The sequence below is a fragment of the Pseudomonadota bacterium genome (assembly GCA_016927275.1).
GTDB lineage: Bacteria > UBA10199 > UBA10199 > 2-02-FULL-44-16 > JAAZCA01 > JAFGMW01.
Window position 1 is genome coordinate 1 of the sequence record JAFGMW010000087.1, and the last position, 26,891, is coordinate 26,891.

General features: G+C 60.5%; 23 protein-coding genes and 1 other RNA gene. 13 read left to right on the forward strand and 11 right to left on the reverse strand.

Annotated elements, in window-relative coordinates:
* Nucleotides 1-44 precede the first annotated feature (44 nt).
* The gene (locus tag JXA24_05855) at nucleotides 45-467 is read right to left on the reverse strand and encodes an SEC-C domain-containing protein (GenBank protein MBN1283277.1); all 423 of its coding nucleotides are present in this window, start codon (nucleotides 465-467) and stop codon (nucleotides 45-47) included.
* Nucleotides 468-685: 218 nt separating this feature from the next.
* Between JXA24_05855 and JXA24_05860 the strand changes: the two genes are divergently transcribed.
* Together JXA24_05860 and JXA24_05865 are read left to right on the forward strand one after the other, a co-directional pair.
* Nucleotides 686-1,072 (forward strand): CrcB family protein, encoded by a 387-nt coding sequence (locus tag JXA24_05860; protein ID MBN1283278.1) that lies wholly within the window; start codon nucleotides 686-688, stop codon nucleotides 1,070-1,072.
* Nucleotides 1,073-1,074: 2 nt separating this feature from the next.
* Nucleotides 1,075-1,422, forward strand: coding sequence for a DUF190 domain-containing protein (locus JXA24_05865; GenBank protein ID MBN1283279.1), 348 nt, complete (start codon nucleotides 1,075-1,077; stop codon nucleotides 1,420-1,422).
* A gap of 361 nt (nucleotides 1,423-1,783) precedes the next feature.
* Here JXA24_05865 and ssrA read toward each other — a convergent pair.
* From ssrA to JXA24_05900, 7 genes are all read right to left on the reverse strand, one after another.
* Nucleotides 1,784-2,101, reverse strand: a transfer-messenger RNA (tmRNA) gene (gene ssrA / locus JXA24_05870).
* Between the two features lie 457 nt (nucleotides 2,102-2,558).
* Nucleotides 2,559-3,035 carry an SsrA-binding protein SmpB gene (gene smpB / locus JXA24_05875; protein MBN1283280.1) on the reverse strand — a complete coding sequence of 159 codons (477 nt, stop codon included), beginning with the start codon at nucleotides 3,033-3,035 and terminating at the stop codon, nucleotides 2,559-2,561.
* A 1-nt stretch (nucleotide 3,036) separates the two neighbouring features.
* Nucleotides 3,037-3,621 (reverse strand): nitroreductase family protein, encoded by a 585-nt coding sequence (locus JXA24_05880; protein ID MBN1283281.1) that lies wholly within the window; start codon nucleotides 3,619-3,621, stop codon nucleotides 3,037-3,039.
* Between the two features lie 74 nt (nucleotides 3,622-3,695).
* Complete coding sequence (locus JXA24_05885) at nucleotides 3,696-4,991, reverse strand: amidohydrolase family protein (protein ID MBN1283282.1); 1,296 nt, start codon at nucleotides 4,989-4,991, stop codon at nucleotides 3,696-3,698.
* Nucleotides 4,992-5,082: 91 nt separating this feature from the next.
* On the reverse strand, nucleotides 5,083-5,988 hold the full coding sequence (locus tag JXA24_05890; GenBank protein MBN1283283.1) for a radical SAM protein: 906 nt from the start codon (nucleotides 5,986-5,988) through the stop codon (nucleotides 5,083-5,085).
* Nucleotides 5,989-6,012: 24 nt separating this feature from the next.
* Entirely contained in the window at nucleotides 6,013-6,900 is an 888-nt protein-coding gene (locus JXA24_05895; GenBank protein ID MBN1283284.1) for an FAD-dependent oxidoreductase, read from the reverse strand.
* Entirely contained in the window at nucleotides 6,897-7,478 is a 582-nt protein-coding gene (locus JXA24_05900) for a cysteine hydrolase (protein ID MBN1283285.1), read from the reverse strand. Before JXA24_05900 ends, JXA24_05895 begins: the two co-directional genes overlap by 4 nt.
* Nucleotides 7,479-7,633: 155 nt before the next feature.
* On the opposite strand from JXA24_05900, the gene JXA24_05905 reads away from it, so the two are divergent.
* A complete protein-coding gene (locus tag JXA24_05905; protein MBN1283286.1) occupies nucleotides 7,634-8,920 on the forward strand; it encodes a BamA/TamA family outer membrane protein in 1,287 nt (428 codons plus the stop codon).
* Nucleotides 8,917-10,605, forward strand: a complete 1,689-nt coding sequence (locus JXA24_05910) for a hypothetical protein (protein ID MBN1283287.1) — start codon at nucleotides 8,917-8,919, stop codon at nucleotides 10,603-10,605. Before JXA24_05905 ends, JXA24_05910 begins: the two co-directional genes overlap by 4 nt.
* Here JXA24_05910 and JXA24_05915 read toward each other — a convergent pair.
* Genes JXA24_05915 through JXA24_05925 form a run of 3 tightly spaced genes read right to left on the reverse strand, consistent with a single transcriptional unit; the run spans nucleotide 10,602 to nucleotide 16,321 of the window.
* Nucleotides 10,602-11,492: a mechanosensitive ion channel family protein gene (locus JXA24_05915; GenBank protein MBN1283288.1), complete on the reverse strand. Its 891-nt coding sequence runs from the start codon at nucleotides 11,490-11,492 to the stop codon at nucleotides 10,602-10,604. The genes JXA24_05910 and JXA24_05915 overlap by 4 nt on opposite strands.
* Nucleotides 11,493-11,519: 27 nt before the next feature.
* Nucleotides 11,520-12,116, reverse strand: a complete 597-nt coding sequence (locus JXA24_05920) for a TetR/AcrR family transcriptional regulator (protein ID MBN1283289.1) — start codon at nucleotides 12,114-12,116, stop codon at nucleotides 11,520-11,522.
* Entirely contained in the window at nucleotides 12,113-16,321 is a 4,209-nt protein-coding gene (locus JXA24_05925) for a hypothetical protein (GenBank protein ID MBN1283290.1), read from the reverse strand. The genes JXA24_05920 and JXA24_05925 overlap by 4 nt, the downstream gene beginning before the upstream one ends.
* Nucleotides 16,322-16,510: 189 nt before the next feature.
* Between JXA24_05925 and JXA24_05930 the strand changes: the two genes are divergently transcribed.
* From JXA24_05930 to cas2, 9 genes are all read left to right on the forward strand, one after another.
* Nucleotides 16,511-18,043, forward strand: a complete 1,533-nt coding sequence (locus tag JXA24_05930) for an AAA family ATPase (protein ID MBN1283291.1) — start codon at nucleotides 16,511-16,513, stop codon at nucleotides 18,041-18,043.
* A gap of 283 nt (nucleotides 18,044-18,326) precedes the next feature.
* Nucleotides 18,327-20,510: a CRISPR-associated helicase Cas3' gene (gene cas3, locus JXA24_05935; GenBank protein ID MBN1283292.1), complete on the forward strand. Its 2,184-nt coding sequence runs from the start codon at nucleotides 18,327-18,329 to the stop codon at nucleotides 20,508-20,510.
* A gap of 10 nt (nucleotides 20,511-20,520) precedes the next feature.
* On the forward strand, nucleotides 20,521-21,174 hold the full coding sequence (gene cas5c, locus JXA24_05940) for a type I-C CRISPR-associated protein Cas5 (GenBank protein ID MBN1283293.1): 654 nt from the start codon (nucleotides 20,521-20,523) through the stop codon (nucleotides 21,172-21,174).
* Nucleotides 21,171-22,913, forward strand: a complete 1,743-nt coding sequence (gene cas8c, locus JXA24_05945) for a type I-C CRISPR-associated protein Cas8c/Csd1 (protein MBN1283294.1) — start codon at nucleotides 21,171-21,173, stop codon at nucleotides 22,911-22,913. The genes cas5c and cas8c overlap by 4 nt, the downstream gene beginning before the upstream one ends.
* Complete coding sequence (gene cas7c, locus JXA24_05950) at nucleotides 22,910-23,800, forward strand: type I-C CRISPR-associated protein Cas7/Csd2 (protein MBN1283295.1); 891 nt, start codon at nucleotides 22,910-22,912, stop codon at nucleotides 23,798-23,800. Before cas8c ends, cas7c begins: the two co-directional genes overlap by 4 nt.
* A gap of 9 nt (nucleotides 23,801-23,809) precedes the next feature.
* On the forward strand, nucleotides 23,810-24,454 hold the full coding sequence (gene cas4 / locus JXA24_05955; protein ID MBN1283296.1) for a CRISPR-associated protein Cas4: 645 nt from the start codon (nucleotides 23,810-23,812) through the stop codon (nucleotides 24,452-24,454).
* Nucleotides 24,455-24,487: 33 nt separating this feature from the next.
* Complete coding sequence (locus tag JXA24_05960) at nucleotides 24,488-25,348, forward strand: phage antirepressor protein (protein ID MBN1283297.1); 861 nt, start codon at nucleotides 24,488-24,490, stop codon at nucleotides 25,346-25,348.
* Nucleotides 25,345-26,376 (forward strand): type I-C CRISPR-associated endonuclease Cas1, encoded by a 1,032-nt coding sequence (gene cas1c / locus JXA24_05965; protein ID MBN1283298.1) that lies wholly within the window; start codon nucleotides 25,345-25,347, stop codon nucleotides 26,374-26,376. Before JXA24_05960 ends, cas1c begins: the two co-directional genes overlap by 4 nt.
* A gap of 6 nt (nucleotides 26,377-26,382) precedes the next feature.
* The gene (gene cas2, locus JXA24_05970) at nucleotides 26,383-26,673 is read left to right on the forward strand and encodes a CRISPR-associated endonuclease Cas2 (GenBank protein ID MBN1283299.1); all 291 of its coding nucleotides are present in this window, start codon (nucleotides 26,383-26,385) and stop codon (nucleotides 26,671-26,673) included.
* Nucleotides 26,674-26,891: the final 218 nt, after the last annotated feature.

Sequence of the window (26,891 nt, forward strand, 5' to 3'; positions counted from 1 at the left end):
CCCGGCCCGAACCGGCCTGCCTGCCGGCAGGCAGGGACCCGGAGCTATTTGCCGCAGCACTTCTTGTACTTCTTGCCCGAGCCGCACGGGCAGGGGTCGTTGCGGCCGATCTTGGGCGCCTCCCTGTGGACCGTGGTGTTCGGCTTCTTCGAATCGTAGTAGTACCACTTGCCGTCGTCCGCCTTGCGGAACTCCGCTATCTCCTTGTGCTCCACCTCCTGCCCGCCCGATTCGTAGCGGCAGGTGAAGCGCACGAAGCCCACGTCGCCCTCCTCCGAGTGCTCCTCGATCGTGAGGCCCTGCCACTTCGACTCCTTCGACCAGCGCTCGATCTCCCTGCGGTCCTGCTTGCGGCGTATGTCCGGGTGGCAGCTGGCGACGATGAAGTCCACGTCGCACTTCACGTGCGCCTTGTAGCGCGCCTCGAGCATCGCCTTGGGGGAATTGGGCCATCCGAATCCGAACATGCGGTCCTCCATGATGACGTGGGCGTTCCGTAGCTTCAATGCGATAAAATCTCAAGAGGGATTTTGAGAGGCACGCAATTACCCCTTGAGGGATCGACTCTCGTCTGGTAACGGTACCTTTGAAAATCCGGCGGGGATGGAGTCCCCCTCAACCGCCGCTCCACGGCTGATGACTCCTGTTGCGCCGGCGCAAAGCGCCGGCCGGTTCGGGAGGCGTCATGTTTCAAAAACTCCTTTGGCTTGCTGTGGCGGGTGGCGCAGGCACGCTCTGCAGATACGGCCTCTCCGGCGCCGTGCACAGGTTTTTGGACAGCGCCTTCCCATGGGGCACGCTGGTCGTCAACGTCGCAGGGTGTTTCGCGGCCGGGGCCCTGTGGACTCTGTCCGAGGGATTCGCAACTCTCAGCGGCCAGACCCGAGTCATCATCTTCATAGGGTTCTTCGGCGCATTCACCACATTTTCGACCTTCATGCTTGAATCGGCAGAGCTCGTTCGTGCTGCCGAGTTTGCGGCCGCGCTGAAGAACGTGGCGCTGCAGAACGTCATCGGCATAGTCTGCGTCGCGGCGGGCATGATGCTCGTCCGCAGCTTGAGAGGGGGTTAGCCATGCACCTGCCTTCAGAGGCCCAGCTGCTTCGCATCTTCATCGGCGAGAGCGACCGCTCCGACGGCAAGCCTCTGTACGAGGCGATCGTGGAGCTTGCCCGCAAAGAGGGGCTCGCCGGGGCCACGGTGATAAGGGGGCTCATGGGTTTCGGCGCCGACAGCCGCATGCACACGGCGAAGATCCTGAGGCTCTCCGAGGATCTGCCCGTCATAGTCGAGATCGTGGACCGGCCTGAGCGGATCGGGGCGTTTCTCAGGATCATCGACCCCATGATCGATGAGGGGCTCGTGACGCTCGAGAAGGCGACCGTGATCGCCTACCGGCACCACAAGGGCCAGGACCTCTGAGGACGCTTGCCTGAAACCAACTCCCCTGGCTTTGGCAGATAAAAAAACGGCCCCTTGAGGGGCCGTTTCTCTGGTGGAGGCGGAGGGACATGTAACCCGCCGTTTTCACGGCGGCATGGACTATCTCTTCATCCCTATTCTGGGAGTCCGGCGTATTATAGGAGGCCTAGATTTGCCGTGAATTCACGACAGCACCTCCTATCATTTCAGTCTCTGCAGGGCCTTTTACGACCCCTCAGGATTGCCCGTTCATCTTGAACATCGATGCATCTTCGTTCACTTATCAAGAGGAATTAGGGTTTCCCTGATGTAAGCCGGATTTTATCACCGGGAATTGCTTCCCGGGGCGACCTTTGATCGCACCCTCGTCCGCGGAGGCTTTGTGAACGCATCTACATGCTTATTCCCTGTTTTGAGTTTCGCTCGAGAAGGCTCCCGGGGAAAGGATCCCCCTCAAGCTATCCCCGCTGTGTCTCGCCGCCCCTCGCCGGGGAGGACTCGGGACGGCCAGCCCGCTAGCGGCGTCTTCCGGCCCAGCGGGCGTCAGCCGGTCGACGTGCTACCCTATATTAGGCAGCAAGAGCCATAGGCTCGGCATTTCAGTGTTGTGCCATCGGTTTTACGACTCGATGACGGGTCGGCATGCAGCGCGCACTCCACATTCCGCGTCGAAATCTGTTTCGCCCCCGCCCGCCATATGATGACTGTGCTTCGGGTCCTGCCGCCGGATTTTCCCCCAATTTCGGCATCGGCTTAGTCGGCTCTGTACTTTTGGCATATCATTGAAAAGCCTGCTGGCGAAATTGGGTCCCCCTATCCGGCGTCACCCGAAGCCGAATAGGCATATGTCCGGAGGAGGTCTCCACTGCAGTTCATACAGCTGGCGGGAGCTCCACCTATTGAGTTGTCAAAGAGCCTGCGGCTGCTTCGGGTGGCGGCGGGGCGTGGATGCATGTTGAGCGGCGTGTGAATTCGCCGCGAATCAGAAGCCCTGTGACGCCCGCGGCGAAGAGACGCAGGCGAGCGAACGGCGTCTGAGTGAGCGAGCCGTAGCGAAACATGCATCCACGCCCCGCTGACCGGCCCCGAAGCCACTTACAGCATGTCATCTCTTCCCATTCAATTATACCACAATATCAATCGTGCGGCTTGCGTCTAACCGCCCGGGATAACTCGCGTTTCGACTCGCGGTCCCTGATGGCCGCCCGTTTGTCGTACTTGCGCTTGCCGCGGGCCAGCCCCAGCTCGACCTTCGCGCGCCCCTTCCTGAAGTAGAGCATAAGAGGCACCATGGTGTAGCCCTTCTGCCGGAGCGTGCCCAGGAGCTTGAGTATCTCGCGCGAGTGCAGCAGGAGCTTTCGCGTGCGCTTGGGCTCGTGGTTCGCGTACGAGGCGGGCGCGTACTGCGCGATGTGGGCGCCCACGAGCCACGCCTCGCCCCCCTTTATCATGGCGTACGCGTCGGAGAGCGATCCCTTGCCGTCGCGCAGGCTCTTCACCTCGCTGCCCTGGAGCACGAGCCCCGCCTCCATCCTGTCCTCGATGAAGAACTCGTGGAAGGCCTTGCGGTTCTTGGCCACGACCTTTATGTCCGATGCTTCCTTTTTGGGCATCTCACTCGCGGCAGATTTCCGTCCGCCTGCCGTACCTCTCGTCGAATGTGAGCTCCGCCAGGGGGATGCGGCTGCCCGGCTCGGGCGACTCCGCGGCCCTGCCCAGGGTGATGAGGGCAGCCACAAAGCAGTGATCGGGCACCGCGAGAACAGGCCTTATGGCTTCCTGCTCGTACATGGCGACCCAGCAGCTCCCGTACCCCAGGTCGGTCGCCGCCATGACGATGTGGTCGGCCGCGATCGCCGCGTCCCGCACCGCCTTGACGAGCAGGGTGCCCCTGTGGGCCGAGTCGAGGGAGCGGAAGCTCTCCCTGTCCTTCTGTGCGAGCTTGGCCTCGGGGTCTGCCACGACCGCGATCACCACCGGCGCCTCGACGATCCATCGCTGGTCGCCCGATACCTCGCACAACCTGAACTTCATGCCTGCGTCCCGCACCACGATGAAGCGCCAGGGCTGAGCGTTGTTTCCCGAGGGGGCAAGCCTCCCCGCCTCGAGGACCCTCATGAGGTCCTCCTCCGGCATCGGATCGGGCCGGTAGCTGCGCACGCTGGTGCGCGCCTTCGCCAGTTCTAGAAAGCTCTTCATCATCGCCTCCCTCATGAAGGGGTGTAGCCGGGGTATGCCTGCAGAGTCAAGTGCGGCCGGTGATGGCGTTCTTCTCAGGTCGATTTGAGTATGCCGCCGCCCACCGCGACGAAGCGGACGTGCTGCGGCTCGGTCTCGGCGACGAGCTTGTTGTAGAGGCGCTCCGGCGGCTCGCCCTCGGCCCATCTGGGCGCGTTGACCACGATGAAGTCCGCCTTCTTGCCATCCTCGAGCGTCCCGATGAGGTGGTCGAGCCCCAGGGCCCTCGCCCCGCCTACGGTGGCCATGCGCAGCACCTCCGTTGGCGTGGGCGGCGGGTTAGCCCCCTCGGTGGTGGCCAGCCTCATCTCCTCCCACATGTTGAAGCCCAGCTGCCCCACCCACGTCTCTGTGCCTATGCCGATGGGGATGCCGTGATCGGAGAGCTTTGAGTAGGGGAACTGGCCGTGCTTCATGAGCCTGTTCATGGAGGGGCACCATACCACGCGGACGAGGTGCCTGGCGAGCAGCGGGAAATCCTTTGCCGACAGCTGCAGGCCTCCGACTATCGTGGTGGGCGCCTCGAAGAAGCCTATGTCGGCCAGGTACGCGACCGGCGTCTTGCGCTGCGCGGGCGGGAGCTCGCTCCAGCCGAGCGCGGGCCATATCTCGTTCGCGATCGGCCCCTGCGAGTCGAAGAAGAACTCCATCTCCGCGAACGACTCTGCCGCGTGGATCATCACCGGTATCGACGCGTCGCGCGCGTGACGGCTGATTATCCTGAGCAGGTTGCGGGAGAGCAGGTAAGGCGCGTAGGGGCCGAGGCCCACTCTTATGCGGTCGTGCGTCGCGTCGGTGTACTTCTCGATGAGCGCGAGCGCCACCTCGAACTTCTGCTGGGCGGCCTCGCCGCGGCCGGCGAGCACCTCCGGGAAGACCACGGCGCGCAGCCCGGTCTCGCGCAGGAGCTTGAAGGTGCCCTCGAAATTGGTCATGTCGCCGGCGCAGGTGACGCCGGTCTCGATGAGCCTCGTTATGCCGCGCTGGATCCCCTCGATCACCTGGTCCGGCTTCGCGTCGTGCCGGAAGTCGATCTGGTCGGTGAGCATGGATACGAAGTCGGTGGGCTCCTCCGCTATGGAATCGTCGCTCGAAGCGAAGACCGGGTTGTAGAGGGAGACCAGGTCGAGGTGGCAGTGGCCGGAGACGAGGCCGGGCATGAGTATGCCGTCCGGGAACTCCTTCAGCTGTGCGTCAGGATATCTCCCGGTGAGATCTTCCCTCGTGCCGAATGCGTGGATCCGCCCCAGCTCCACCGCTATGGCGCCGTCCTTCACCACGGGCCCGCCGTTGGTCATGGGGAGGGCAAAAGAAGCTCCAATTATTTCCATAGGTTGTATGACCTCGATTTTTGTTTATAAGAATTTAGCAGAAGCGCGCTGCAGGGGCAACGGATTTAAAATCCGACGGACGAGTCACGAGTCACGAGTCACGGAGTTTCCTCACCGCCATCCCGCAGTTCGAGCCGATCTCGTTCTCGCGGACGTCTCCTATGGAGAGGATCACGTCGAAGCCCAGGCGGCCCAGCTCGTCGCACAGCTTTTCCGCCTCCTCGGGGGCATGAGGGGGGAGCGCTGTGGCCAGCCCGGTCTCGGCGGAGCGGGCGGTGGGGTTGAGCGGAGTTATCTTCACGCATGCGGAGGCAGGGTCGAAGTGCCCCGCTATCGCACCCGGGTCCACCGGCACCCCCTCGGTCAGGGCGAAGTTGAGCGCGACCTTGCGGGTTCCTGCCTCGTGGAATTGCCGCGCGTACTCCGCGATGCTCGCGAACGACATCTTGGGCCAGGGCATGAGCCGGTCGCGCGCCGCGCCGTCGGTGGAGTTGAGGGAGATCTGGAGCTGAAACTCGCCATCTGCGTACATCCCGTGCCTTATCGCGAGCAGCCGCTCGAACCACTCCCCTGCGTTCGCCGGCGCCATGGTGGCTATGCAGGGTATGAGGCCAGGGGCTAAATAGCGCGACGGCAGCACCTCCAGCGCGTCGAGGACCGCCGGGTTCAGCGCCGGCTCCCCCATGCGCGCGAACTGGACCTTGAACTTGGCCGCGTCCCTGAGCCTTGCCGCAGGGTGCCGCGCCACCACCGCATCGATCTGCGCGAGGATCTCCTCCTTCGTCAGATCCCCCCTGTAGTCGCCGCCGGCGTCGCACATGGGGCAGCCGATCGGGCAGCCGAACTGAGACGAGACGACGATGACCCACTTGTAGCCCGGGTCACGCTCCGGATCGCGCGCGTCCACGAACTCCGCCAGAAGCTTCGCGTCGTCGCGGAAGCGCGCGACGAAAACCTCGGCGAGATTAGGATCTCCCTGTCTTGATATGATTTCCATGATTCTTCCGCCAGTCACCAGTCACTAGTCACGAGTCACGGTTTTCAAATATTCCGCTGCGGCGAGCACTGCGGCGGTGCCGTCTCCCGCCGCCATCGATATGTGGCACTGCCTGCCGTGCCTCAGATCGCCCGCTATGAAGAGGCCGGGGGCGCCCCTGGCGATGGAGCGGTCCAGAAAATCCACCATCGGTTCCTTTCCTATGCAGCTCACTATGATGTCCGCCTCGATCTGCCTCGACTCGGCGCCGCAGGACAGGGCCATCTTCGCGCCGTAGCTGTCCTCGGAGAGGGACATCACCTCGTGGCCCGACACGATTTCGATGTCGGCGTCGACCGCGCGCTCCAGCAGGGGGCGGGCGCACTTCGGCGAGCCTCCGCGCATCACGATCATCACCGATTTCGCTCTGTTGGCGAAGCCCAGCGCCATGTCGAAGGCCACGTCTCCGCCGCCGATTATCGCGACCCGCTTGTCCGAGTGCACGAGGGTGGTCGGGTCCACGTAGGAGAAGAGCCTGCGGCCGGTGAGCTCGCGCTCGCCCGGGATGCTGAGGCTCTTGGGGACCAGCCCCACAGCCACGATCGCGGTCCTGGCGCGGGCCTCGCGCCTGCCCGCTGCGGCTACGAAGAGGCCGTCGTCTTTCGCCAGGCTCTCCACGCGGTCGAGGACGATCCGGATCCCGCGGGCGTCGACGTGCTCGACCCAACTCTTCATCAGCTCCCTGCCGGCGATGCCGCCGGGGAATCCGGGGAAGTTCTCGACGAGGTTCGCGGCCAGGGCCTGGCCGCCGGGGCGCGCAGCCTCGTAGACCTCCGCCGACAGCCCCTGCCTCGACGCCTCGAGGGCCGCCGCGAGCCCCGCAGGGCCGGCGCCAACTATCAGGCAGTCGATCGCCTGTTGAGGTCCGGTCACGGGCGCCTCCTCATCGACGAGATCACTTCTCGCGCGGTCGCGATGAGCGCGAAGCCGTACGCCAGGTTGGCGAGCGAGGCGCTCTGGAACTCGGCGCTGCCCGCAGCGCAGGCGTCGCCGACCACCACCGGCTGAAACTCCCTCATGAAGGCGTGGCGTGCCGTTGTCTCGACGCAGAGGTTGGTCATCACCCCGCAGATGACCAGGGTGTCGACCCTCCTCTTTCTCAGCCACGCCTCCAGGCGCGTTCGCTCCAGCGCGCTGTAGCGCTGCTTTACGATCACCGGCTCCCCCCTCGCGGGGGCGAGATCTTCGATCAGCTCGGACTGCGGGTCCCCGAGTCTCGGGAGCTTTCCTCCCCACCACCTGCCCATCTGGCCGGCCGGATCTTTCTTGAGGTGGGCGTGCCTGGTGAACGCCACAGGCCTGCCCGCTCCCCTGAACGCCGAGACGAGGCCCAGCACGTTGGGCACGAGATCGCGCGGAGGGCGAAGATATGCCTGCGCGCCGCGCTCCAGAAAATAGCGCTGCATGTCCACGACTATGAGTGCCGATGCGGCCAGGGCCTTCGGATCCATCTCCCTCCCGGACAGACAGCCTTTTATGGCCGATTCGCCGGCGAGTCAACCGGACATGAGGGGTAATCATGTTGCAAACGGGCATGCGATTTCATAGACCTTGCCCTGCGGCGCCCTCGCCTGGGCGCGCCGCGCATCCGTTCCAAGGGGGGGATTTGCGGCGATTTTTCCTCGCAGCGGTCATCGCGTGCCTCTGTCTCCATCCGTGCGCCCTCTGCGCGCAGGCCGACGGGGGCGCCGATCCTGAGGTGGAGATCAGGCCCCCCGGGAGCTACTATGCGAAGCGGGCCGCGCTCTTCCCGCTGGAGCTGCCTGCCTACGCGTTCAAGGTCGCGCTCTTCCCCATCTCAGAGGGCATGGCCCTCATGGAGCGAAAGCGGGTATTCGAGAGGACGGCAGAATTTCTCTCCAACAAAGAGCACACGATGTGGGTCTACCCCATAATCAACTGGGGGGCAGGCGACAACTTCGGCGGCGGCGCGGGGTTCAAGCACAGGGATCTCTTCGGAGAGCAATATGTCCTCGGCGCGAGCTACACCATCAACATCAGCCTCACCCAGCACGCTGAGGCGAGCCTCGCCAGGGACGAGGTGTTCTCCCTCTGGGACAGGCCGGTCTCGTTCTGGACGGGGATCGAATGGGACCGCGTGACCAACGCAGATTACTACGGGAAGGGGAGCGACACGCCGAGGGACGATCACTCCCGCTACGAGATCGACGACATACGGTGGGAGGGCCAGCTGAGGATGGGACTGGGCCATGGCGTGGAGATCGGGGCGAGCCTGGGCCTCATGTCCGCGCTCACCGGCCCCAGCACCTACGGCGGCTATCCCTCCGTGGAGACGACCTTCGGCGCGGCGAGCCTGCCGGGCTACGACCGCTGGCTCACCCACCTCAAGTTCGGCCTGGGCGTCGGACACTCCACTCTGGATGACAGGCGCAGGCCCCGGCGGGGAGGCCTCCAGAAGCTGGCGCTGGCCTGGAACCAGTGCCTGAACAGCAGGCAGTTGAGCTACGGGGCGCTCACGTTCGACGCCGAGCATTACTTCCCCATGTGGAAGCTCGGACACGTCTTCGTGGCCCGCTACAACATGGTCCTCGAGCAGGCCTTCGGCGGCGACCAGGTGCCGTTCTACAGGCTCGCGGTCCTTGACTACAGGTCCCCGCTGCGCGGATTCAAGCGGGGCCGCTTCCGCGACACCTCGAGCATGCTCTTCAACTTCGAGTATCTCTTCCCGGTCTCGAGGATGGTGGAGGGGATCGTGTTCGCGGACACGGGCAGGGTCTTCGACGGGCTCTCCGACTTCTCGTTCGACAGCTGGAAGTACTCCGCGGGGGGCGGCATGAACCTCAAGCTCTTCCGCATCACGCTTCTTAAGTTCAGGGCCGCGTACGGCGGCGAGGGGGTCAACCTGATGCTCGGGATGACGATGTCCATATGAGAGCGCACTTCACAGCGGCTGTCTCCGCTGCGGCCCTCCTTCTGTGCGCATGCGTGCCCAGGGGGCCGCTGCTCTATCCTCCCTATCGATGGGTGGCCGATGAGGACCGCGCGCCGATAGAGATGCCGGCAAAAAGCGAGAGGGCGATCGAGCTCTCCACCATAGACAGCGTGACGCTGAGGGAGACCGAGGAGCTGATGGCGGTCACGGGGGGCATCCAGTCGACGATGCAGTCGGCGGTAGGCGGCAGGGTCGAGGCGCTCAACGTCAACAACTTCGACGAGGTGGCCGACTCCAGCTGGTTCACAAACCGCCTCGGCCGCCGTGATCTTCCGCCCGCGCAGATCGCGGCCCTCATGCCCGGCTTCGACATGGCCGGCTCGGGCAGGATCGAGGTGCTGGCCGCCAAGACCCAGGGGAGCACGCCGCGGATGTTCGTCAGGGACTCATCCGGCCGGCGCTTCATCATCAAGTTCGAGCCGTCCTCAAACGGCGGAATGGGCCTGGGCGCGGAGCTGATAAGCAGCCTCGTGCTGCGCGCGGCCGGCTACAACGTCCCCGAGGACCGGATCGTGGAGATCGACCCGTCCCGTTTCGCACTGGCCGATGGCGCGACGACCAGGGACGCGCAGGGCAAGCTGAGGCCTTTGACCGGGGTGGAGTTCGAAGCGCTCAAGGAGAGAATAGCAGGGGGGAACAGGAGAAACGTTCGAGCCGTGTCCAGCGCCTTCTTCGAAGGCGAGTACATAGGGCCCTTCACCTACAGCGGCACGAGGTTCAAGGACTCAAACGACAGGATACCGCACCAGCACCGCAGGGAGCTGCGCGGCTACAGGATGTTCTGCGCGCTGCTCAACATGCAGAACCCCACATCGGCGCAGACCGCCGACATCTTCGTAAAGACCGAGGGCGAGAGGGGATACGTGAAGCACTACCTCCACGATTTTTCCTCCGCCTTCGGCGGCGCGGGCAGCTGGCTCGACATAGAGCAGGAGGCGAAGGGGCCGGCCGCGGCTGAGGAGGGGCCCCGCAGGAGGCCGTTCGAGCCGGGGCTCAGGGAGCCCGTGGTATTCGACGATCGGGCCGAGGATGGGGCCGGCTCCCTGAGCGTCGTGGGCTTCGATCCCGCGAAGTGGAGGCCCGCCTTCAACAACGAGGCCTTCGCGCACGCCACGCCCCGCGACGATTTCTGGGCGGCGAGGATCATCATGCGGCTCGACGACTCGGCGATAGACGCGATCGTGAAGAGGGCGGGGCTGCCCGGCTCGAAAGATGCGGCCCATGTCGCCCGGGCGCTCAAGTCCCGCAGGGACGCGATCGGCAGGCACGCATTCTCCAGGGTCATCCCGCTCGACCGCTTCGTCGCCGCGCCCGCGGACGGGGGCTGCGAGGTCTCGTTCAGCGACCTCGCGGTGGATCACGGCTTCGAGAGGGGCTCCGAGGTCCGGTACAGGCACAGGGTTCAGGACAGGCTCAACCGCTCGGAACCGACGCCGTGGACAGAGCTGCACGGCCCGTCGCTCCGGCTGGACGCCGGGCTGGTGAATGGGCTGGGCGAGGGGCGCATCTACGTGGTGAGGATAGAGAGGAAGAGGGCGGACGAGAGGTGGTGGGGGAGCGCGCTCGACCTCTACGTCGAGAGGAGGGGCGGCGAGGTGAAGATCCTGGGGCTCGAGCGCCGTTAGATGCCTTTGCCCGCCGGCTTGTCCGAGGGCCCCTTCATCCACACGGTGCGCTGCGGGAACGGTATCTCGATCCCCTCCCTCTCGAATCGCCTGTGGACCCGCCTGTTGTACTCGCGGCGCACGACCCACTGCTTGAGGGGCCGTGTCTTGATCCATATCCTCAGGGTGATCGAGGAGTCGTTGAACTCGTCCGCGCCGAGCGGCTCCGGATCGTCCATGATGAGCTCCGGCATGTCGGCCTTGAGACCCTTCGCCTCGTCGGCGAGGATGTCCATGGCCCGGTCGAGGTCGGTCGCGTAGGCGACCCCTATCTTGTAGTCCACGCGCGACCATTCGCTGGTGAGGTTCTTCACCGTCGCTATGCTGCCGTTGGGGATTGTGATCAGCATCCCCTCGGTGTTGCGAAGCTGGGTTATGCGCAGGGTCATGCGCTCCACCACTCCCCCCTCGCCCCCCATCATCACGACGTCGCCGACCGCGAACTGGTCCTCGACGAGGATGAAGATCCCGCTGACGATGTCCTTCACCAGGCTCTGCGCGCCGAAGCCGATGGCGATGCCCGCGATCCCGACGGTGGCCAGCAGCGCCTTGAGGTCTATGCCGAACGAGCCCATGATCATGAGCAGCGCCACGGTGAATATCACGATGGTCGAGCCGTACCTGAACGTGTGGCTCAGGGTGTCCACGCGCTGCTTTCCCCTGATCGTGCTCTGCTGCGCGAAGGGGGTGACGCGCTCGACCAGCAGGCGCACTAGGCGGTTCACGGCGTTCAGCGCGAGCGCCGCGATGATCACTATGGCAGCGGCCTTGAGCACAGGGGGGTACCAGTGAACCGTGAGTTCCAGCGCCCTCTCCCAGACCCTCGATATGTTTTCGGCTCCGAACATATTCCCTCCGCGGGCAGTGACCTGCCCTCAGTTTACCACCGGCCTGCCGCCGAGGCCGCCGAGCACGACGTCGATCAGCCCGTCGACTATCGCGTCCCTGGCGAGACTTGCGTTTTTGAACACGATCTTCTGCACCATGAGTTCCCGGAATCCGCCTATGATGATGCACGCCGCGGCCCTCGGGTCAACCTCCCTGACGAGCCCCAGGGACATCCCCTTGCAGAGCGACGATTCTATTATCGATATGAGCCGCCCGTAGAAGGCCCTGAGCTTGCGGTCGACCTCCGCGCCCTGGCCGGCCGCCTCCCTGAAGACGATCTTCGCCGGCCCGGGCCTCTTGAGCACGGCGTCCACCAGGCGCTCGACGTTCATGCGCATCTGCTGCGCCGGGGTGAGCGCGCCTCCGAGCTCAACGGTCTTTATCTGGTCGCCCAGGTGAGAGATGAAGTCGTCCAGTATCCTGCAGAAGACGTCGTGCTTGCTGTCGAAGTAGAGGTAGAAGGTCCCGCGGGCGACCCCTGCGCCCTCGATGATGTCGCTGACGCCCGTGGCGTGATAGCCCCTGCCCGCGAAGCAGCGCGTGGCCGCAGCGAGCAGCGCTTTTTGCCTCTCGGCTGCTTTCATGCGGGCACGCCCCCTCCCGGTCCTTTTGACGTTATGTTCGTGATATAGGTCCTGACCAGGCGCGTGAGGTCGGTCTCCCCGTCGAAGAAGAGCGATACGATCGGGACCCCGAGCTCGCGCTCGATGCCCTGGAACATCCCCGCTGTGAGGGTGCCGGGCATGCATCCGAACGGCGCGCAGTTTATGATCAGGCCCGCCCCCTGTCGCGCGAACTCCACCGCGCGGCCGACCGTGAGTATCGATTCCCCGTCGAAGCGGCGGGGCATGTATCTCTCGCCCGCCGCGACGGTGCAGGACACCGGCGGCTCAGCCCTGTCGCCGATCACGCGCGCCATGCATCCTGCCAGCGAGCGCCCCTTGCGCATCATGTATGCGTTCTTCAGCCCCTTGCGGAGCCTCACCAGCGCCCCCATCCTCTCCTCGGCGGCGAAGACCGAGTCCATGAAAGCCAGGTACTGGAACCACTCGGTCACAGGGGCCAGCCACGCCTCCCCGCCCGCGTCCTCGATCGTCTCGACGAGCCTGCCGTTGGTGAAGGTGTTGCAGCGGACGTATATCTCGCCCACGATGCCGACCAGCGGTTTTTTTGCGGGCATCCTCTCGACCTTCGAGAGCCTTTCGGCCGAGGCTGACAGGGCGCGCTCGAGCCCCCTGCCGCTCTCGATCGCGCGCTCCGCCAGGAGGAGCTCCTCCTGCATTAGCGCGTCGAAGGCGTCGCGGTCCTTCGCGTAGGGGCGGACGCGGCATCGGGCCTTGAACAGCAAATCGCCCGCTGTGAGGGCGTTGTAGAGCCTGCGGCTCGTCTTGAGATCGGTGCCGTAGGTCCCGGACTCGTCGTCCCAGGCCTCGATGCGGGTGTCCCTGTAGCCCGCCTCGTCCAGGATCATGCGGTGGAGGGTGCTGTACTGGCCGAACCTGCAGGGTCCCTTTGCCGACGGCATGAACAGGACCTCCCTGCGGGGATCGTCCGACCTCTCCAGCACCTCGAGGAACGCGCCTATCGTCGCCGGGGCGGGCACGCATTCGGTCCCGCGGCAGTACGACTTGGCCCGCGTGAAGCTCTCGATCGTCTCGTCGGGCATGGGCCTCGCGTTGACGCCCACGCTCCTCAGGGCAGCGGCCATCGTGTGGACGCCGAACGGGTGCATCGGCGGGAGCCAGACGGTCTCCGGAGTCCGTGACTGGTGACTGGTGACTGGTGACTGGCAAACCACGCCCTTGACCTCAGCCTCAGCCTCAGCCTTAACCTCACCCTCACCCTCACCCTCACCTTCAGCCTCAGCCTCAGCCTTTTTCCCCGAGATCACGTCGCGGAACGCCTCGAGCCTCGTGATGTAGCCCGCGTCGGCGCTGTGCTCGTCCAGCTCGAGCATGAGCATGGGCTTGCCCTTCATTATATGTTCCACGTAGGTCTGGAGGAACGAATCGGGGCCGCAGCCGAAGTTCGTGAGAAAGACCGCGTATAGGCTCGGGTGCTTCGCTGTGAAGTGCGCCGCCTGCAGCAAACGCCTGCCGTAGCGCCAGTACATGTTGCGGAAGAGCGGGTCGATCGGCACGCCCCTGACCGGAAGCATGTCCGCCGTGAGCACTGTGATCTCCAGGTCCGCGATCTTCTGAGGGAGGCCCAGGTTGGCGCCCGAGTCATAGAGGTTGTAGGGGCGGCCGAGCACGACCATGGCCTTTCCGCCGTCCCTCTCGATCCTCGCGAGCGCCTCGGCGCCGATCTTCTCCAGCTCGGTCGTGTACGCGTCCTGCGCCCGGCGGGCCGCGTTCCAGGCCCGCCCTATGGAGCGGCGATCCGCGCGGAGGGATGCCGGAAGCTCGCGGAGCATGGAGTCGGCTATCATCTCCATCCGCCACTGGAAGTTGATCACCGGTTTCAGGATCTTCGTCTCCTCGTCCTCCAGGAGCCCGGCCGCGGAGACGATCGAGGGTAGCGCGATGTTGTAGGGGCAGAAGACGCTGCGCGAGAAGCGGTCGTCGTGCGGCTCGCCCTGGACTATGTACGGCAGGAAGAGGTGGTCGACCGCAGGGTCGCAGGCCAGCTGCCTGATGTGCCCGTGCGCGAGCTTCACCGGGTAGCAGTAGTCGGCCGTGATGAATTCCTGAGCCTGCGCGAGCGTGCCTTCGTCGGTGGGCTTCGAGAAGCGGACGCGCGCGCCCAGCTCCTCGAAGAACGTCTTCCAGAACGGCATGTATGTGTGGTTGAGAAGGCACAGGGGCATGCCGACCGTGACCCGGTCTCCCGCGATCTCCTTTGCGCCCGCCGAGTGGCGCCAGGCCTTCTGCCTCGCGCGTATCGGGTCGTAGCAGGGGTTCACCCGCACCCGCTTCTCCTCGGGGTCGCGGCCGCACATGTATCCCCAGCTCGTCGCCTCGTCCGGACCCATGCCGTCGACGAGCGCCTTCGTTATCCTGCAGCAGTTGGAGCAGAGGCGGCACTCCTCGTGGGTGAGCTCCACGTGTGCGTCTGCGAAGCCCAGGCCCCGGAAGGTCGTGGGAAGGCCCTTGAGCGCAACCTCATCGAGCGCGATCAGCGCCACTCCATACGCGCCCATCACGTGGCAGTATGGAGAGACCGTGACCGGGCATCCGACAAGCTTCTCGAAAGCGGCAACTAGCCCCCGGTTTCTTGCGGTGGCGCCCATGAAGCATATCTTGCCCCTGGAGTAGGGCCTGCGGCCGACCACGCGGTTGAGGTAGTTCTGGACGACCGAGTAGAGCACGCTCCCCATGACCTCCCTGCGCTCGAACCCCTGCCGGATCAGCGCGTGCACGTCCTGCTCCATGAAGACAGTGCAGCGGTCGGACGAGAAAGGGGGGCGGGCGCCCATGACCGCGTCGCCTATTTCAGTGAGATCGTATCCGAGCTTGGCCGCCTGCTCCTCGATGAAGGAGCCGGTGCCGGCGGCGCAGACGTAGTTCATGTTCGAGTCGTGCGGCACCCCCTCCCGAAGGGAGACGAATTTTGCGTCCTGGCCGCCGATCTCGAATATCGTCTCCACGTCGGGCGCCTCGCGCGACGCCCCCTTCACGTGGGCGGTGATCTCGTTTATGATCCTGTCGGCCCCGAGGATGGCGCCCACCATCTTGCGGCCGGAGCCGGTCGTGCCCAGGGCCCTGATGTTGAGCTTTGCTCCGCGCGCAGCCCGCGATATCGCGGCCAGGAGCCTCTGGGCAGCGTCGATCGGGTTGCCGGAGGTCCTGCGGTAGAAGTCGGCGACGACCTCGCCCCGCATGTCCACCACCGCGGCCTTGGTGCTGGTGGAGCCGACGTCGATGCCCACGGCTACGTCGCCTGCGAGGTCGCCGTGCAGGCGCACTTCGGTGCCGTCGTCGACGAACGAATCGCGGCAGGAAAAGTCGGGATAGCGGGAAAGTGAGAGCGAGAGCTCGGGCCTTCTGGGGTTGTCGGCCTCCTGTCCCCTCTCGAGGAGAGAGGGCCATCGGACCTCCCCCGCGACCTCCTTCGCGCAGCGCAGCGCGCCGCGGGCTGAGAACGTCTCGGGGGCAGGAGGGAGGATGAGCTCCGCCGCAAGCCCGTCGATGAGCCAGCGGACGACCTCCCGGTTCTTCGCCACTCCCCCCGCGAGGAGCACCGGGCCTGAGGGGCGCCTTCCGCGGAAGAGGGTGGAGAGCGCGGTTTGGACCATGCCCCGGCAGAGGCCGGACCACATCTCGGGTATCGTGAAACCCTCCTGCTGGCGGTGAATGAGGTCGGACTTGGCGAACACCGCGCAGCGGGCCGCGATCCTGGGCGGCTCCGCGATGGCGCGCTCGGCCGCCTTCTCGTCGTCGGTGAGCTTCATCCGGGCCGCCTGCTCGTCCAGGAACGAGCCGGTGCCCGCGGCGCAGAGGGAGTTGGTGCGGAATCCGGCGAATCTTCCCTCCTCGTCCAGGTCCACGATCGAGAGGGAGCCGCCGCCTATGTCGATGATGTGGCGCGCGGTCGTGCCCTCCTCAGTCGCCGCGATGAGGGCCACGGCCGGGTCCACGTATGAGAGGCCGAGCGAATCGGCTATCCTGCGTCCGCCTGAGCCTGTGACCGCCACCGCCCCAGGCTCGCCCAGTTCCCCGATGATGGAGAGGATCGCCTCCTCGGGCTCGCCCCGGTGGATCCGGTACGCGCTGCGGCCGTCCGAGCAGGCGGCCTTCACCGCCAGCGCCCCAACGTCCAGACCGAGGCCGCTTCTATTGTCCCTCACCATGCCCCCTTCGCCTTGGGCCTTGAGCCATGCGCCCTGTTTTAAACTAGACTGACGTGTCAGTTTTCGAGTCACTACAGGCGGCAGGCAGGTATGTCAACATAAGCGACCCCATCTTCCTCGATCGTGCCTGAATTTATTGTATTTTCACCTTGCCAAGTGAACGCGCAGGGCGATATCGGGTGGATTATGACCATCGAGATCAACGAGCAATTTGCACAGGCGCTGAAACTCATGGAGGGGGGTCGCCGGAACCTCTTCGTGACCGGCAAGGCGGGCACCGGCAAGTCAACGCTGCTTTCATATTTTCGGGAACACACGAAGCGACAGGTTGTGGTGGTTGCCCCCACGGGCGTGGCCGCGGTGAACGTGGGCGCCCAGACGCTTCACTCCTTCTTCGGCTTCAAGCCGGACGTCACGGTGGAGAAGGCCCGGCGCGCCGCGAAGAAGGCCCTCGATGAGGACAGGGCGCGGGTCTATCGTGAAATGGACACCCTCATAATCGACGAGGTCTCCATGGTGCGCGCCGACCTCTTCGACTGCGCCGACGCATTCCTGCGCGTCGCCCGCGGCAGCAAATCGAAACCCTTCGGCGGCGTCTCCGTCGTCCTGATCGGAGATCTCTATCAGCTGCCGCCGGTGGTCGCGCAGCGCGAGCGCGAGATCTTCACTCATCATTACAGGAGCCCCTTCTTCTTCGATTCGAATGCATACCCTGAGATGGGCGTCGAGATTCTGGAGCTCGAGAAGATATATCGCCAGCACGACGACGAGTTCATCGCGATACTGAATGCTGTGAGAAACAACACGATAGACGAAGCGGGGATCGCTGAGCTCAACGGCCGCGTCATCAACGGAAAGGATGCGGACGGCTCGATATACCTCACCGCGCTCAACCGCGAGGCGGACGAGATCAACGAGGAAAAGCTCGCAAAGCTCAAGGGCAGGGCGCGCGGATTCGAGGCGAGCGTCTCGGGCAGCTTCGACGAGAAGTCGTATCCCGCCGATCGCGTGATCAGGCTCAAGAGAAGCGCGCAGGTGATGCTCCTCAACAACGATTCCCTCGGCCGCTGGATCAACGGCACTATAGGCACGGTCGTCGGCATGGACGGCGAATCGGTCAGCGTAAAGCTCGCCGACGGCAGCGTGGTGGATGTGGTGCCCCATACCTGGCGGATGTTCCGCTTCGACATGGACCATAAGTCAAAGAGGATCATCTCCGAGCCTGTCGGCAAGTTCACGCAGTTGCCCGTCATGCTTGCGTGGGCGGTGACCATTCACAAGTCGCAGGGCAAGACCTTCGACTCCGCGGTGATCGACGCCGGCCGTGCTTTTGCCGCGGGCCAGGTCTACGTTGCCCTCAGTCGCCTGCGCACGATCGAGGGCATGCGGCTCGCCAGGCCGCTCAAGAAATCGCACGTGCGCGTGGACTGGCGCGTAGTGAAATTTCTCACCGCGCATCGTTATACCATCTCGGAGAGGCAGATGCCGCTCGATGAAAAGGTCGCGATGATAGAGGGGGCTATCCGGGAACGGCGAAAGCTGGAGATCGTCTACCTCAAATCGAGCGACGTGAAATCGCGACGCGTGATCCGGCCGCTTGAGGTCGGCGAGATGTTCTATGGCGACTGGACATTCCTCGGCGTGCGCGGCGTCTGCGATCTCAGGGGCGAGGAGCGCAACTTCCGCGTCGACAGGATACTCGATATGAAGGCGGTCTAATGTGAACGACCTGAAAATGTCATTGCGAGGAGCGTAGCGACGCGGCAATCCCTTGCCCCCTGCTTGTCATTCCCGCGAAAGCGGGAATCCCCTGATATCAATCCCCTCTCCCTTGATGGGAGAGGGGTAGGGAGAGGGTGGCCCCGTCTGGTCCCAAAACCCGGTTTTTTTGCCTTCTATCATTAGACTGGTCAGAAAACACCTTGCAATGTGAACGGAATTGGGAATAGCAACAGTGTCAAGTTCTTGACTCAGGACGGACGTCGAAAATCACGGACAGAATATGATTTATGCGCACAGTAAAGAAGGTCGTCCACCAAGCGAGTGGCAGTTGCTTGAAGTGCATCTTCGCAATGTTGCTCAGCTAGCCCGTGAGTTTGGAGATGTCTTTGATGCAGGGGAAATAGCTTACTGGGCAGGCCTTTGGCACGATATTGGGAAGTGCTCTCCGGCATTTCAGGCGAAGCTTCTGAAAGAGCACGATGCCGACGCTCACATCGAAACAAAGGCAGGCCGTGTTGACCATTCTACACCGGGCGCGCAATTTGCGGCCAAGGAATTTAAAGATATCGGGAAAATCATTGCTTACGCCATTGCTGGCCATCATGCCGGTATTCCCGATGGAAAGGCGAACGATGAAAAATGTCTTGAAAGGCGTCTTTCGCGTGCAGTTGCAGATGTGACTGCATATGCTCATGCCAATAATTTGATCGGCTCAATGCCAAGCATGGTTTTTGATTTTGAAAAGGAACGCGTTGGTTTTCAATGTTCCTTTTTGATTAGAATGATCTATTCTTGTCTCGTTGACGCCGATTTTCTTGATACCGAACGTTTTCTTGCCCCGGAGCGAGCTGAATTTAGAAAGGGATATCCTGACCTGGATATCCTTTCGCCAAAGCTTTTCGGATACCTTGAAGAGTTGGCCAATACGGCTCCAAGGACGGCGGTCAATGAACGACGGCAAGAGGTGCTTGCATCCTGTTTAAGCGCTGCTGAATTAGCACCCGGTTTTTTTTCGCTGACCGTGCCCACCGGGGGAGGTAAGACGCTTTCGTCGCTTGCTTTTGCCATGAAACATGCGCAAAAGCACAGACTCCGTCGAATCATCTACACGATACCCTTCACAAGCATCATCGAACAGAACGCCGATGTTTTTCGCTCGGTGCTGGGTGAGGATACCCTCATTGAGCATCACAGCAACTTTGAGCCAGGGGAAGAAGATCATCGGTCAAGGCTTGCGGCAGAAAACTGGGATGCGCATTTGATTGTCACGACGAACGTTCAGCTGTTCGAGTCGCTATTTTCAAACCGATCGTCGCGTTGTCGCAGACTTCATCGTCTTGCCAGAAGCGTCATTATCCTTGATGAGGCCCAAAGTCTTCCCTCAACGCTGCTGAGGCCCTGCCTTGAGGCTCTGCGCGAGCTGGTGCGTGCCTATGGGGCTACGATAGTTCTCTGCACTGCGACGCAGCCGGCGCTTTCTCGGCAGGATGGATTCTCAGGAGGGATTGAGGGAGTTCGAGAGATTATCAAGGATCCGGTGGAACTATCGCGACGCCTTAAAAGAGTTGATGCTCATATTGAGCCGGGCTGGGACGACAAGAGGTTGTCAGAGGAGATTGAAAAATATCAGCAGATCCTTTGTGTCGTGAACACTCGTACCCATGCAAGGCGGCTGTACGAATGCCTTCAGGATAAAAGTGTGGCATTTCACTTAAGTGCACTTATGTGTCCAGTACATCGGTCCTTGAGGATTTCAGAAATTAAGAAGGCGCTCAAGGGAGGTCGGCGATGCCGTGTCGTCAGCACGCAGCTTATTGAGGCTGGCGTGGACATAGATTTTCCGGTTGTCTTAAGGGCATTGGCTGGGCTCGATTCTCTTGCTCAGGCAGCGGGCCGTTGCAATCGCGAGGGTAGGCTTGAAGGACGCGGGCGTTTTGTTGTGTTCAGGCCAAGGGATGTGAGAACTCCGCAGGGATTGAGGCAAGCTGCTGAAACGGCAGAAATGGTTATTAGACATCATGAAGACCCCTTAATTATGGAAGCCGTTCTCCAGTACTTCAAGCACTACTTTTGGCAGAAGGGGAACGCGCTCGACGCAAAAGGTATTTTGCAAAAACTTTCGGAGCAGGCCAGAGAAGGCAATTTTCCCTTCCGCGAGGTAGCAGGGCTTTTTCGTATGATTGAGGATGTTACAACACCCGTTATCATTCCCTACAATCAAATAGCCGAAGATCTCATTCAAATGTTGAAATACATCGAATATCCGGGCAGTGTCCTTCGTCGTCTTCAGCGCTACGCCGTTTCTCTCTATGATCCGATGTTAAGGGCCCTTCTCGTTGCTGGGAGCGTTGAACAGATTGTTGACGGGGTCTTTGTTCTCAGAAATCGAAGCCTTTACCGTGATGATGTCGGGCTTTGTCCGGAAGATCCGACATATCACGCTGTTGAAGACCTGATTTTTTGAAGGAGGCAATATGGCTTATGGGATGAAACTCAAGGTGTGGGGTCCCTATGCGTGCTTCACTCGCCCGGAGATGAAGGTAGAACGCGTGAGCTATGACGTGATTACGCCGTCGGCTGCAAGGGGGATTATCGAGGCAATTTACTGGAAGCCCTCGATCCGCTGGGTCATCGACAAAATCCTTGTCCTCAACCCAATTGTCTTTACAAGCGTTCGGCGTAACGAGCTGGAGGGTAAAATTCCGCTCAGGAATGTCACAACCGCCATGAAAGATGGGACGTCAGCGGTAGAGGTGTTTATTGAGGACCAGAGGCAGCAGCGCGCTGCGATAATTCTCAAGGACGTGGCCTACGTCATCGAAGCGCATTTTGACATTGTCGGAAAGGAAGATGTCGATCCCGAGAAGCACCGAGCTATGTTCGAACGCAGGGTGAGGCAGGGTCAGTGTTTTCATCGACCATATTTCGGATGCAGGGAGTTCCCGGTTCAGTTTGAATGGGCGGACGACGAACTGTTGCCATCGGAGCACAGGGGGGAGAAAGATCTCGGCTGGATGTTGCACGATATCGATTTTGCGGCGGGGATGCAGGCCAGGTTCTTCCGGGCCGTTATGAAAGATGGCATCGTTGATGTGCCGCCCTTTGATGGGCAGGGGGTGAAGACATGATTCTTCAGGCGTTGATAGGATATTATGATCGACGAGCAAGGAGTGCGTCTTCGGATATTCCTCCGTTCGGATTCAGCCGAGAGAAGATTCGCTATGCCCTTGTCTTGTCACCGGATGGACACTTGGTACAGGTAAAAGATCTTAGGGCGAACATTGAAGGGCGGATTGCGCCAAAGGAAATGGTTGTTCCTCAGGCAACAAAAAGAGCTGTAAATATCGAACCCAATTTTTGTTGGGACAACACCGGCTATGTGCTCGGTAAGGACAATAAGGATAAGGACGATCGTGCAAAAGAGGCATTTCAATCATTCAGGGAATTGCATCAGCTCATCGGTCGAAGCCTGAATGATGCCGGTTATCATGCTTTGCTCGAGTTCTTAGGCTCTTGGGAGCCAGATAAGACAACTGAAGTGATCGACTGCCTTGGATCTGAAGGGGCACGATGGGAGGATGTGGCAGGCCAGAATGTAGTATTTCAGATTGACGGCGAAATGATGTACATCCATGAAAAAGAAGAAGTCAGAAATGCATGGGTACAATACTGGTGGGAAAAGAAGTCTGGAATTGCCGCCGAATGTCTCGTAACGCACGAATACGGAGATGTGGAAAGGCTTCACCCTGCTATTAAAGGCGTATATGGTGGCCATACGGCAGGTTCGGATTTAATCTCCTTCAATCTCGCTGCTTTCGAATCCTATGGGAAAGAGCAGAGCTTCAATGCGCCCCTGTCACGGCGAGCTGCCTTCTCATATACTACAGCGCTGAACGATCTTCTGCGCTTCGGAAGCAGAAATAGGGTTGTAATCGCAGACACAAGTGTCGTTTTCTGGACAGAAAGGGATTCCCCAGTAGAGGGATTTCTCGGGATGATATTCGACCCGGCGGATGATAGCGCAGATGATGCGCAGTTGCGACTATTTTTGGAATCGATACGGGACGGAAAGATGCCCGAGCAGTACCAGTCTGACGGTGATGTGCGATTTTATGTTCTTGGGCTTTCCCCCAATGCGAAGCGTCTTGCAGTTCGGTTTTGGCACGTTACGACAGTTGAAAAGCTGTTCAAGTGTGTGGGGCAGCACTTTTATGATTTTCGTATTATCAGCCAGTACGAGAACAGTCCGGAATGTCCGGGGCTATGGAGGCTTCTCGTTCAAACCGCTGTCCAGGAGGACTCGAAGAATATTGTGCCACACCTCGCAACCGGAGTGATGCACTCAATTCTGACTGGAGGGCCATATCCTGTAAACCTGCTTTCCGCCGTCCTCGGGCGAATTCGTGCCAACGGCGATATCAACTATTTCCGCGCTGGTCTCATTAAGGCGTATCTTGTGAGACGCGCTCGTCTTTTCAACCAACCAACCTTGGAGGTGGGCATGGCACTCGACAGACAGTCGGTAAATGTCGCCTATCGCCTGGGTCGGCTTTTTGCGGTCCTGGAAAGGGCCCAGCAGGATGCCGTACCCGGCGCGAATGCGACCATCAAAGACCGCTATTACAGCGCGGCCTCTGTGACCCCGCGTACGGTCTTCCCGCAGCTATTGCGCTTGACGCAGCATCACATTGGCAAATCTGATTACGGGGCTGTCCGAGAGCGCGAGATTGCCGAGATCATGGATGCCGTTCAGGAGTTTCCCGCCCATCTCCCCCTTGAGGAGCAGGGGCTATTTGCAGTCGGTTATTATCATCAGAGACAGTCCTTCTACACAAAAACCCAGGAAACAAAGGAGGTGGCGTCATGACGGCGATTCAAAACCGCTATGAGTTTGTGTACTTCTTTGATGTGGAAAATGGAAATCCAAACGGCGATCCGGACGCCGGAAATATGCCAAGGATAGATCCGGAGACGAATCACGGTCTGATTACGGATGTATGTCTGAAGAGGAAGGTGCGTAACTATGTGGATATGATCAAGAAGGGTCAATCCCCCTTTGAGATTTATATTCGCGAGAAAGCGATCTTGAATCAGACGCATGAGCGTGCGCATCAGGCAATCGGTGCGAAAGAAGCGGGAGAAGGGGAGAAAAAGAAGAGGAAGGGCACCGGAGACGAGGTAGAGAAGGCGAAGCAATGGATGTGTCGTAACTTCTACGATGTGCGTAGTTTTGGTGCTGTTATGGGATTGGGGGTTAATTGCGGCCAGGTGCGCGGTCCGATCCAGCTCAACTTTGCCAAAAGTGCTGAGCCCATTGTTCCGCTGGAGGTGACGATTACGCGCATGGCCGTGGCCACTGAAAAAGAGGCTGAGAGTCAGAGCGGCGACAACAGAACCATGGGAAGAAAGCACATTGTCCCTTATGCTTTGTACCGTGCCGAAGGGTATGTCTCAGCTCCTCTTGCAGCGCAGACTGGATTCTCTCAGGAGGACCTTGATCTCTTCTGGGAAGCCTTGACGAACATGTTCGAACACGATCATTCCGCTGCCCGTGGTAAGATGTCTGCTCGAAAACTCATTGTCTTCAAACATGCGACGGCCCTGGGCAATGTGCCGGCACACGTGCTTTTTGAGCGTGTTAAGGTGGAGCGGAAGGGCGACGCAGCGAAGCCCGCGCGGGCGTTCGAAGACTATCGCATCGTGGTCAATAAGGATAATGTTCCCCAGCAGGTGGAGATCAGGGAGCGCTTTTAGCGGATATTTATGAGCTATACGGAGTCAGAGCTTCTGCCCCTCTCTGCTCTTCAGCACCTGCTCTTTTGTGAGAGGCAGTGCGCCCTCATCCATATCGAGCAGGCGTGGGCTGAGAATCGTTTTACGGCCGAGGGGCGCATTCTCCATGATAACGTGCATGAGCGGGGCGACGAAACTCGTGCTGGGGTAAGCATCGCCAGAGCTCTTCCTTTGCGATCATTTGTCCTGGGGCTCTCGGGGATTGCCGATGTCGTAGAGTTTCAGCGTGAGGCGGCATCGGGTGTGTGGCAGCCTTTCCCCGTCGAGTACAAACGCGGCAAGCCTAAGGCAGAGTCTTGCGATACGGTTCAACTCTGCGCTCAGGCCATGTGCCTTGAGGAGATGCTTGGTGTGGAGATACCAAAAGGGGCGCTCTTCTACGGCAAGACCCGACGACGGCTTGATGTTGTTTTTGACGATGAACTCAGAAAATTGACGACTGAAACAGCACGGCGCCTCCATGAGTTGATCCGCGGGAGCAAAACACCGTCTCCGAGATATGACGCTCGTTGTGAGCAGTGTTCGCTCCTCGATTTATGCATGCCTAAGGCAATGAGGCGGGATAGAAAAGTTGCCGATTATATCGATGCGATGGTGGACGAAGTTAAGGTCTGAATTTGATAAGAGTCAATCCTACGAGGTGTTGATATGCAGACTCATCTTGCTGTTTTCAAAGGGAAGAAGATTCGCAGGACGCTCCACGAAAACGAGTGGTGGTTTGTTGTTGAAGATATCGTGTCGGTGTTGACGGAGACAACAAATCCGAAGGATTATCTTAACAAAATACGCATAAGAGACAAGGAGTTAGCAAAAGGGTATGGACAAATTGTCCATACCCTTTTGATCCAGACAGAGGGCGGAAAGCAAAGGGTGAACTGCGCCAACACTGAAGGCATCTTCCGCATCATCCAATCGATCCCTTCCCCAAAGGCCGAACCTTTCAAGCGGTGGCTGGCGAAGGTTGGCTACGAGCGGGTGCAGGAGATCGAAGACCCGGAACTGGCTACGAAAAGGACCAAGGCCCTTTATCGGGCCAAAGGGTATTCGGACGAATGGATCGAGAAGCGGATGCGAGGTATCGCCATTCGTGCCGAGCTTACCGACGAGTGGAAGAAGCGTGGCGTGGGAAGCGATCCAGAATACGCTATCCTCACGGCAGAGATCAGCAAGGCTGCCTTTGGAATGACTCCCAGTGAATATAAGGAATTCAAAGGGCTCAAGCGCGAGAACCTCCGTGACCATATGCACGATCTGGAACTTATCTTTTCCATGCTCGGGGAGGCGGCCACGACGGAAATCGCTCGTCGCCACGACTCGCAAGGGTTCGATGAGAATAAGACGGCTGCTCACAAAGGGGGCCGGATCGCCGGAGATGCAAGGACAAAGCTTGAGCAGGAAACAGGGCGTAGAGTTTCGAGCAGAGAGAATTATCTGTTGGAAACGGAGCACACGAAACGTCTGAAAGCCAAATCGACGGCCATAGGACTGTCCAAGAAGGGAAAGACGTGAAACATCTCCTCAATACCTTGTACGTAACGACCCAGGGCGCATATCTTTCGCGTGAGGGAGAGACGGTGCGGGTGAGTGTTGAGAAGGAGGTAAAACTTTCTCTTCCCGTTCATACCATCGGCAGCATCGTCTGTTTTGGTCAGGTGATGATGAGCCCTCCGCTTATGGGGTTGTGCGCCGAACGGGGGATTACTTGTGTCTTTCTTACGGAATACGGAAAGTTCCTAGCGCGTGTCGAGGGGCCGACGCGTGGCAATGTTCTCTTGCGACGGGAGCAGTATCGCAAGGCCGACGATGAAAGTTTCAGCGCTTCAATTGCACGGGCTGTAGTTGTTGCCAAGATCGCCAATGCCCGTCAGGTCCTCATGAGGACGGCTCGCGAGAGTTCTTGCGAGGAGGACGTGAAAGCGCTTGATTCGGTCACAACGCGCCTTGCTCGATTGATGGACGAGACAAAGACGACGTTGCCGCTGGATGCGGTGCGCGGTAAAGAGGGAGATGCAGCTCGAATGTATTTCGAGGTTTTTGACCGGCTCATCCTGACTCAGAAGGAGGAATTTTTCTTCCGTGGGAGAAATCGCAGGCCGCCCCTCGACAATATGAACGCCCTCCTTTCTTTTCTTTACACGCTTGTGGTGCACGACTGCCGGTCGGCGCTTGAAGGTGTCGGCCTCGATCCGTCCGTTGGATATCTCCATGTCGACAGGCCCGGAAGACCCAGCCTGGCGCTTGACCTGATGGAGGAGCTTCGTCCCGTTGTGGCCGATCGTCTGGCCCTTACTCTGGTCAACAGGCAGCAGGTGAAGGGAAAGGGGTTTCGGAAGACCGAGAGCGGGGCGGTCGCCATGGATGACGAGACGCGAAAAGTCGTGCTCGTAGCTTATCAGGAGCGCAAACGGGAGGAAATTGTCCATCCTTTCATCGACGAGAAGATCGCGTACGGGCTTTTGCCGCATGTTCAGGCAATGCTCTTTGCACGATATCTTCGAGGGGATATTGACGGCTATCCGCCGTACTTTTGGAGGTGAAGCGGCATGATGGTTCTTGTTACGTACGATGTCAGCACAGAGAAAGCTGAGGGCAGGAAGCGGCTGCGTAAGGTTGCCAAGGCATGCAAGAATCGAGGACAGCGGGTGCAGTTTTCGGTATTTGAATGTCAAGTCGATCCTGCACAATGGGCCGAGTTGCGGCATCGTTTGGTGAGTGAGATCGATGAGAAGGAAGACAGTCTGCGGTTTTATTTTCTGGGAGCGAACTGGAGGCGGCGGTTAGAGCACGTCGGAGCAAAACCGGCATATGATCCTGATGGGCCGATTGTGGTCTGATAGCGCTTCCGCGAACCTCAAACGGACATCAATTTCTGGAGGGGTTCGCGATTTAGATAGCTCTTTGAAAATAAAATGGAATTTTGGGAGGTCCAATAATTGAAGTTCTTAAGTTATGTAGAAAAATACCTAGTTCGCAGAATATATTCGAAATTGTCTTTATGTGGATGAAGTTAGGAAGAAGGTGTCGCCCCCCGCGCGGGGGCGTGGATTGAAAC

What these genes read in the sequence shown, in the direction of transcription:
- cas5c (MBN1283293.1), top strand. Translation starts at nt 20,521, where the DNA reads ATGGCTTATGGGATGAAACTCAAGGTGTGGGGTCCCTATGCGTGCTTC.
- cas2 (MBN1283299.1), top strand. Translation starts at nt 26,383, where the DNA reads ATGATGGTTCTTGTTACGTACGATGTCAGCACAGAGAAAGCTGAGGGC.
- JXA24_05930 (MBN1283291.1), top strand. Translation starts at nt 16,511, where the DNA reads ATGACCATCGAGATCAACGAGCAATTTGCACAGGCGCTGAAACTCATG.
- JXA24_05885 (MBN1283282.1), bottom strand. Translation starts at nt 4,991, where the DNA reads ATGGAAATAATTGGAGCTTCTTTTGCCCTCCCCATGACCAACGGCGGG.
- smpB (MBN1283280.1), bottom strand. Translation starts at nt 3,035, where the DNA reads ATGCCCAAAAAGGAAGCATCGGACATAAAGGTCGTGGCCAAGAACCGC.
- cas3 (MBN1283292.1), top strand. Translation starts at nt 18,327, where the DNA reads ATGATTTATGCGCACAGTAAAGAAGGTCGTCCACCAAGCGAGTGGCAG.
- JXA24_05855 (MBN1283277.1), bottom strand. Translation starts at nt 467, where the DNA reads ATGTTCGGATTCGGATGGCCCAATTCCCCCAAGGCGATGCTCGAGGCG.
- JXA24_05920 (MBN1283289.1), bottom strand. Translation starts at nt 12,116, where the DNA reads ATGAAAGCAGCCGAGAGGCAAAAAGCGCTGCTCGCTGCGGCCACGCGC.
- cas8c (MBN1283294.1), top strand. Translation starts at nt 21,171, where the DNA reads ATGATTCTTCAGGCGTTGATAGGATATTATGATCGACGAGCAAGGAGT.
- JXA24_05915 (MBN1283288.1), bottom strand. Translation starts at nt 11,492, where the DNA reads ATGTTCGGAGCCGAAAACATATCGAGGGTCTGGGAGAGGGCGCTGGAA.
- JXA24_05910 (MBN1283287.1), top strand. Translation starts at nt 8,917, where the DNA reads ATGAGAGCGCACTTCACAGCGGCTGTCTCCGCTGCGGCCCTCCTTCTG.
- JXA24_05860 (MBN1283278.1), top strand. Translation starts at nt 686, where the DNA reads ATGTTTCAAAAACTCCTTTGGCTTGCTGTGGCGGGTGGCGCAGGCACG.
- cas7c (MBN1283295.1), top strand. Translation starts at nt 22,910, where the DNA reads ATGACGGCGATTCAAAACCGCTATGAGTTTGTGTACTTCTTTGATGTG.
- JXA24_05900 (MBN1283285.1), bottom strand. Translation starts at nt 7,478, where the DNA reads ATGGATCCGAAGGCCCTGGCCGCATCGGCACTCATAGTCGTGGACATG.
- cas4 (MBN1283296.1), top strand. Translation starts at nt 23,810, where the DNA reads ATGAGCTATACGGAGTCAGAGCTTCTGCCCCTCTCTGCTCTTCAGCAC.
- JXA24_05960 (MBN1283297.1), top strand. Translation starts at nt 24,488, where the DNA reads ATGCAGACTCATCTTGCTGTTTTCAAAGGGAAGAAGATTCGCAGGACG.
- JXA24_05890 (MBN1283283.1), bottom strand. Translation starts at nt 5,988, where the DNA reads ATGGAAATCATATCAAGACAGGGAGATCCTAATCTCGCCGAGGTTTTC.
- JXA24_05865 (MBN1283279.1), top strand. Translation starts at nt 1,075, where the DNA reads ATGCACCTGCCTTCAGAGGCCCAGCTGCTTCGCATCTTCATCGGCGAG.
- JXA24_05880 (MBN1283281.1), bottom strand. Translation starts at nt 3,621, where the DNA reads ATGAAGAGCTTTCTAGAACTGGCGAAGGCGCGCACCAGCGTGCGCAGC.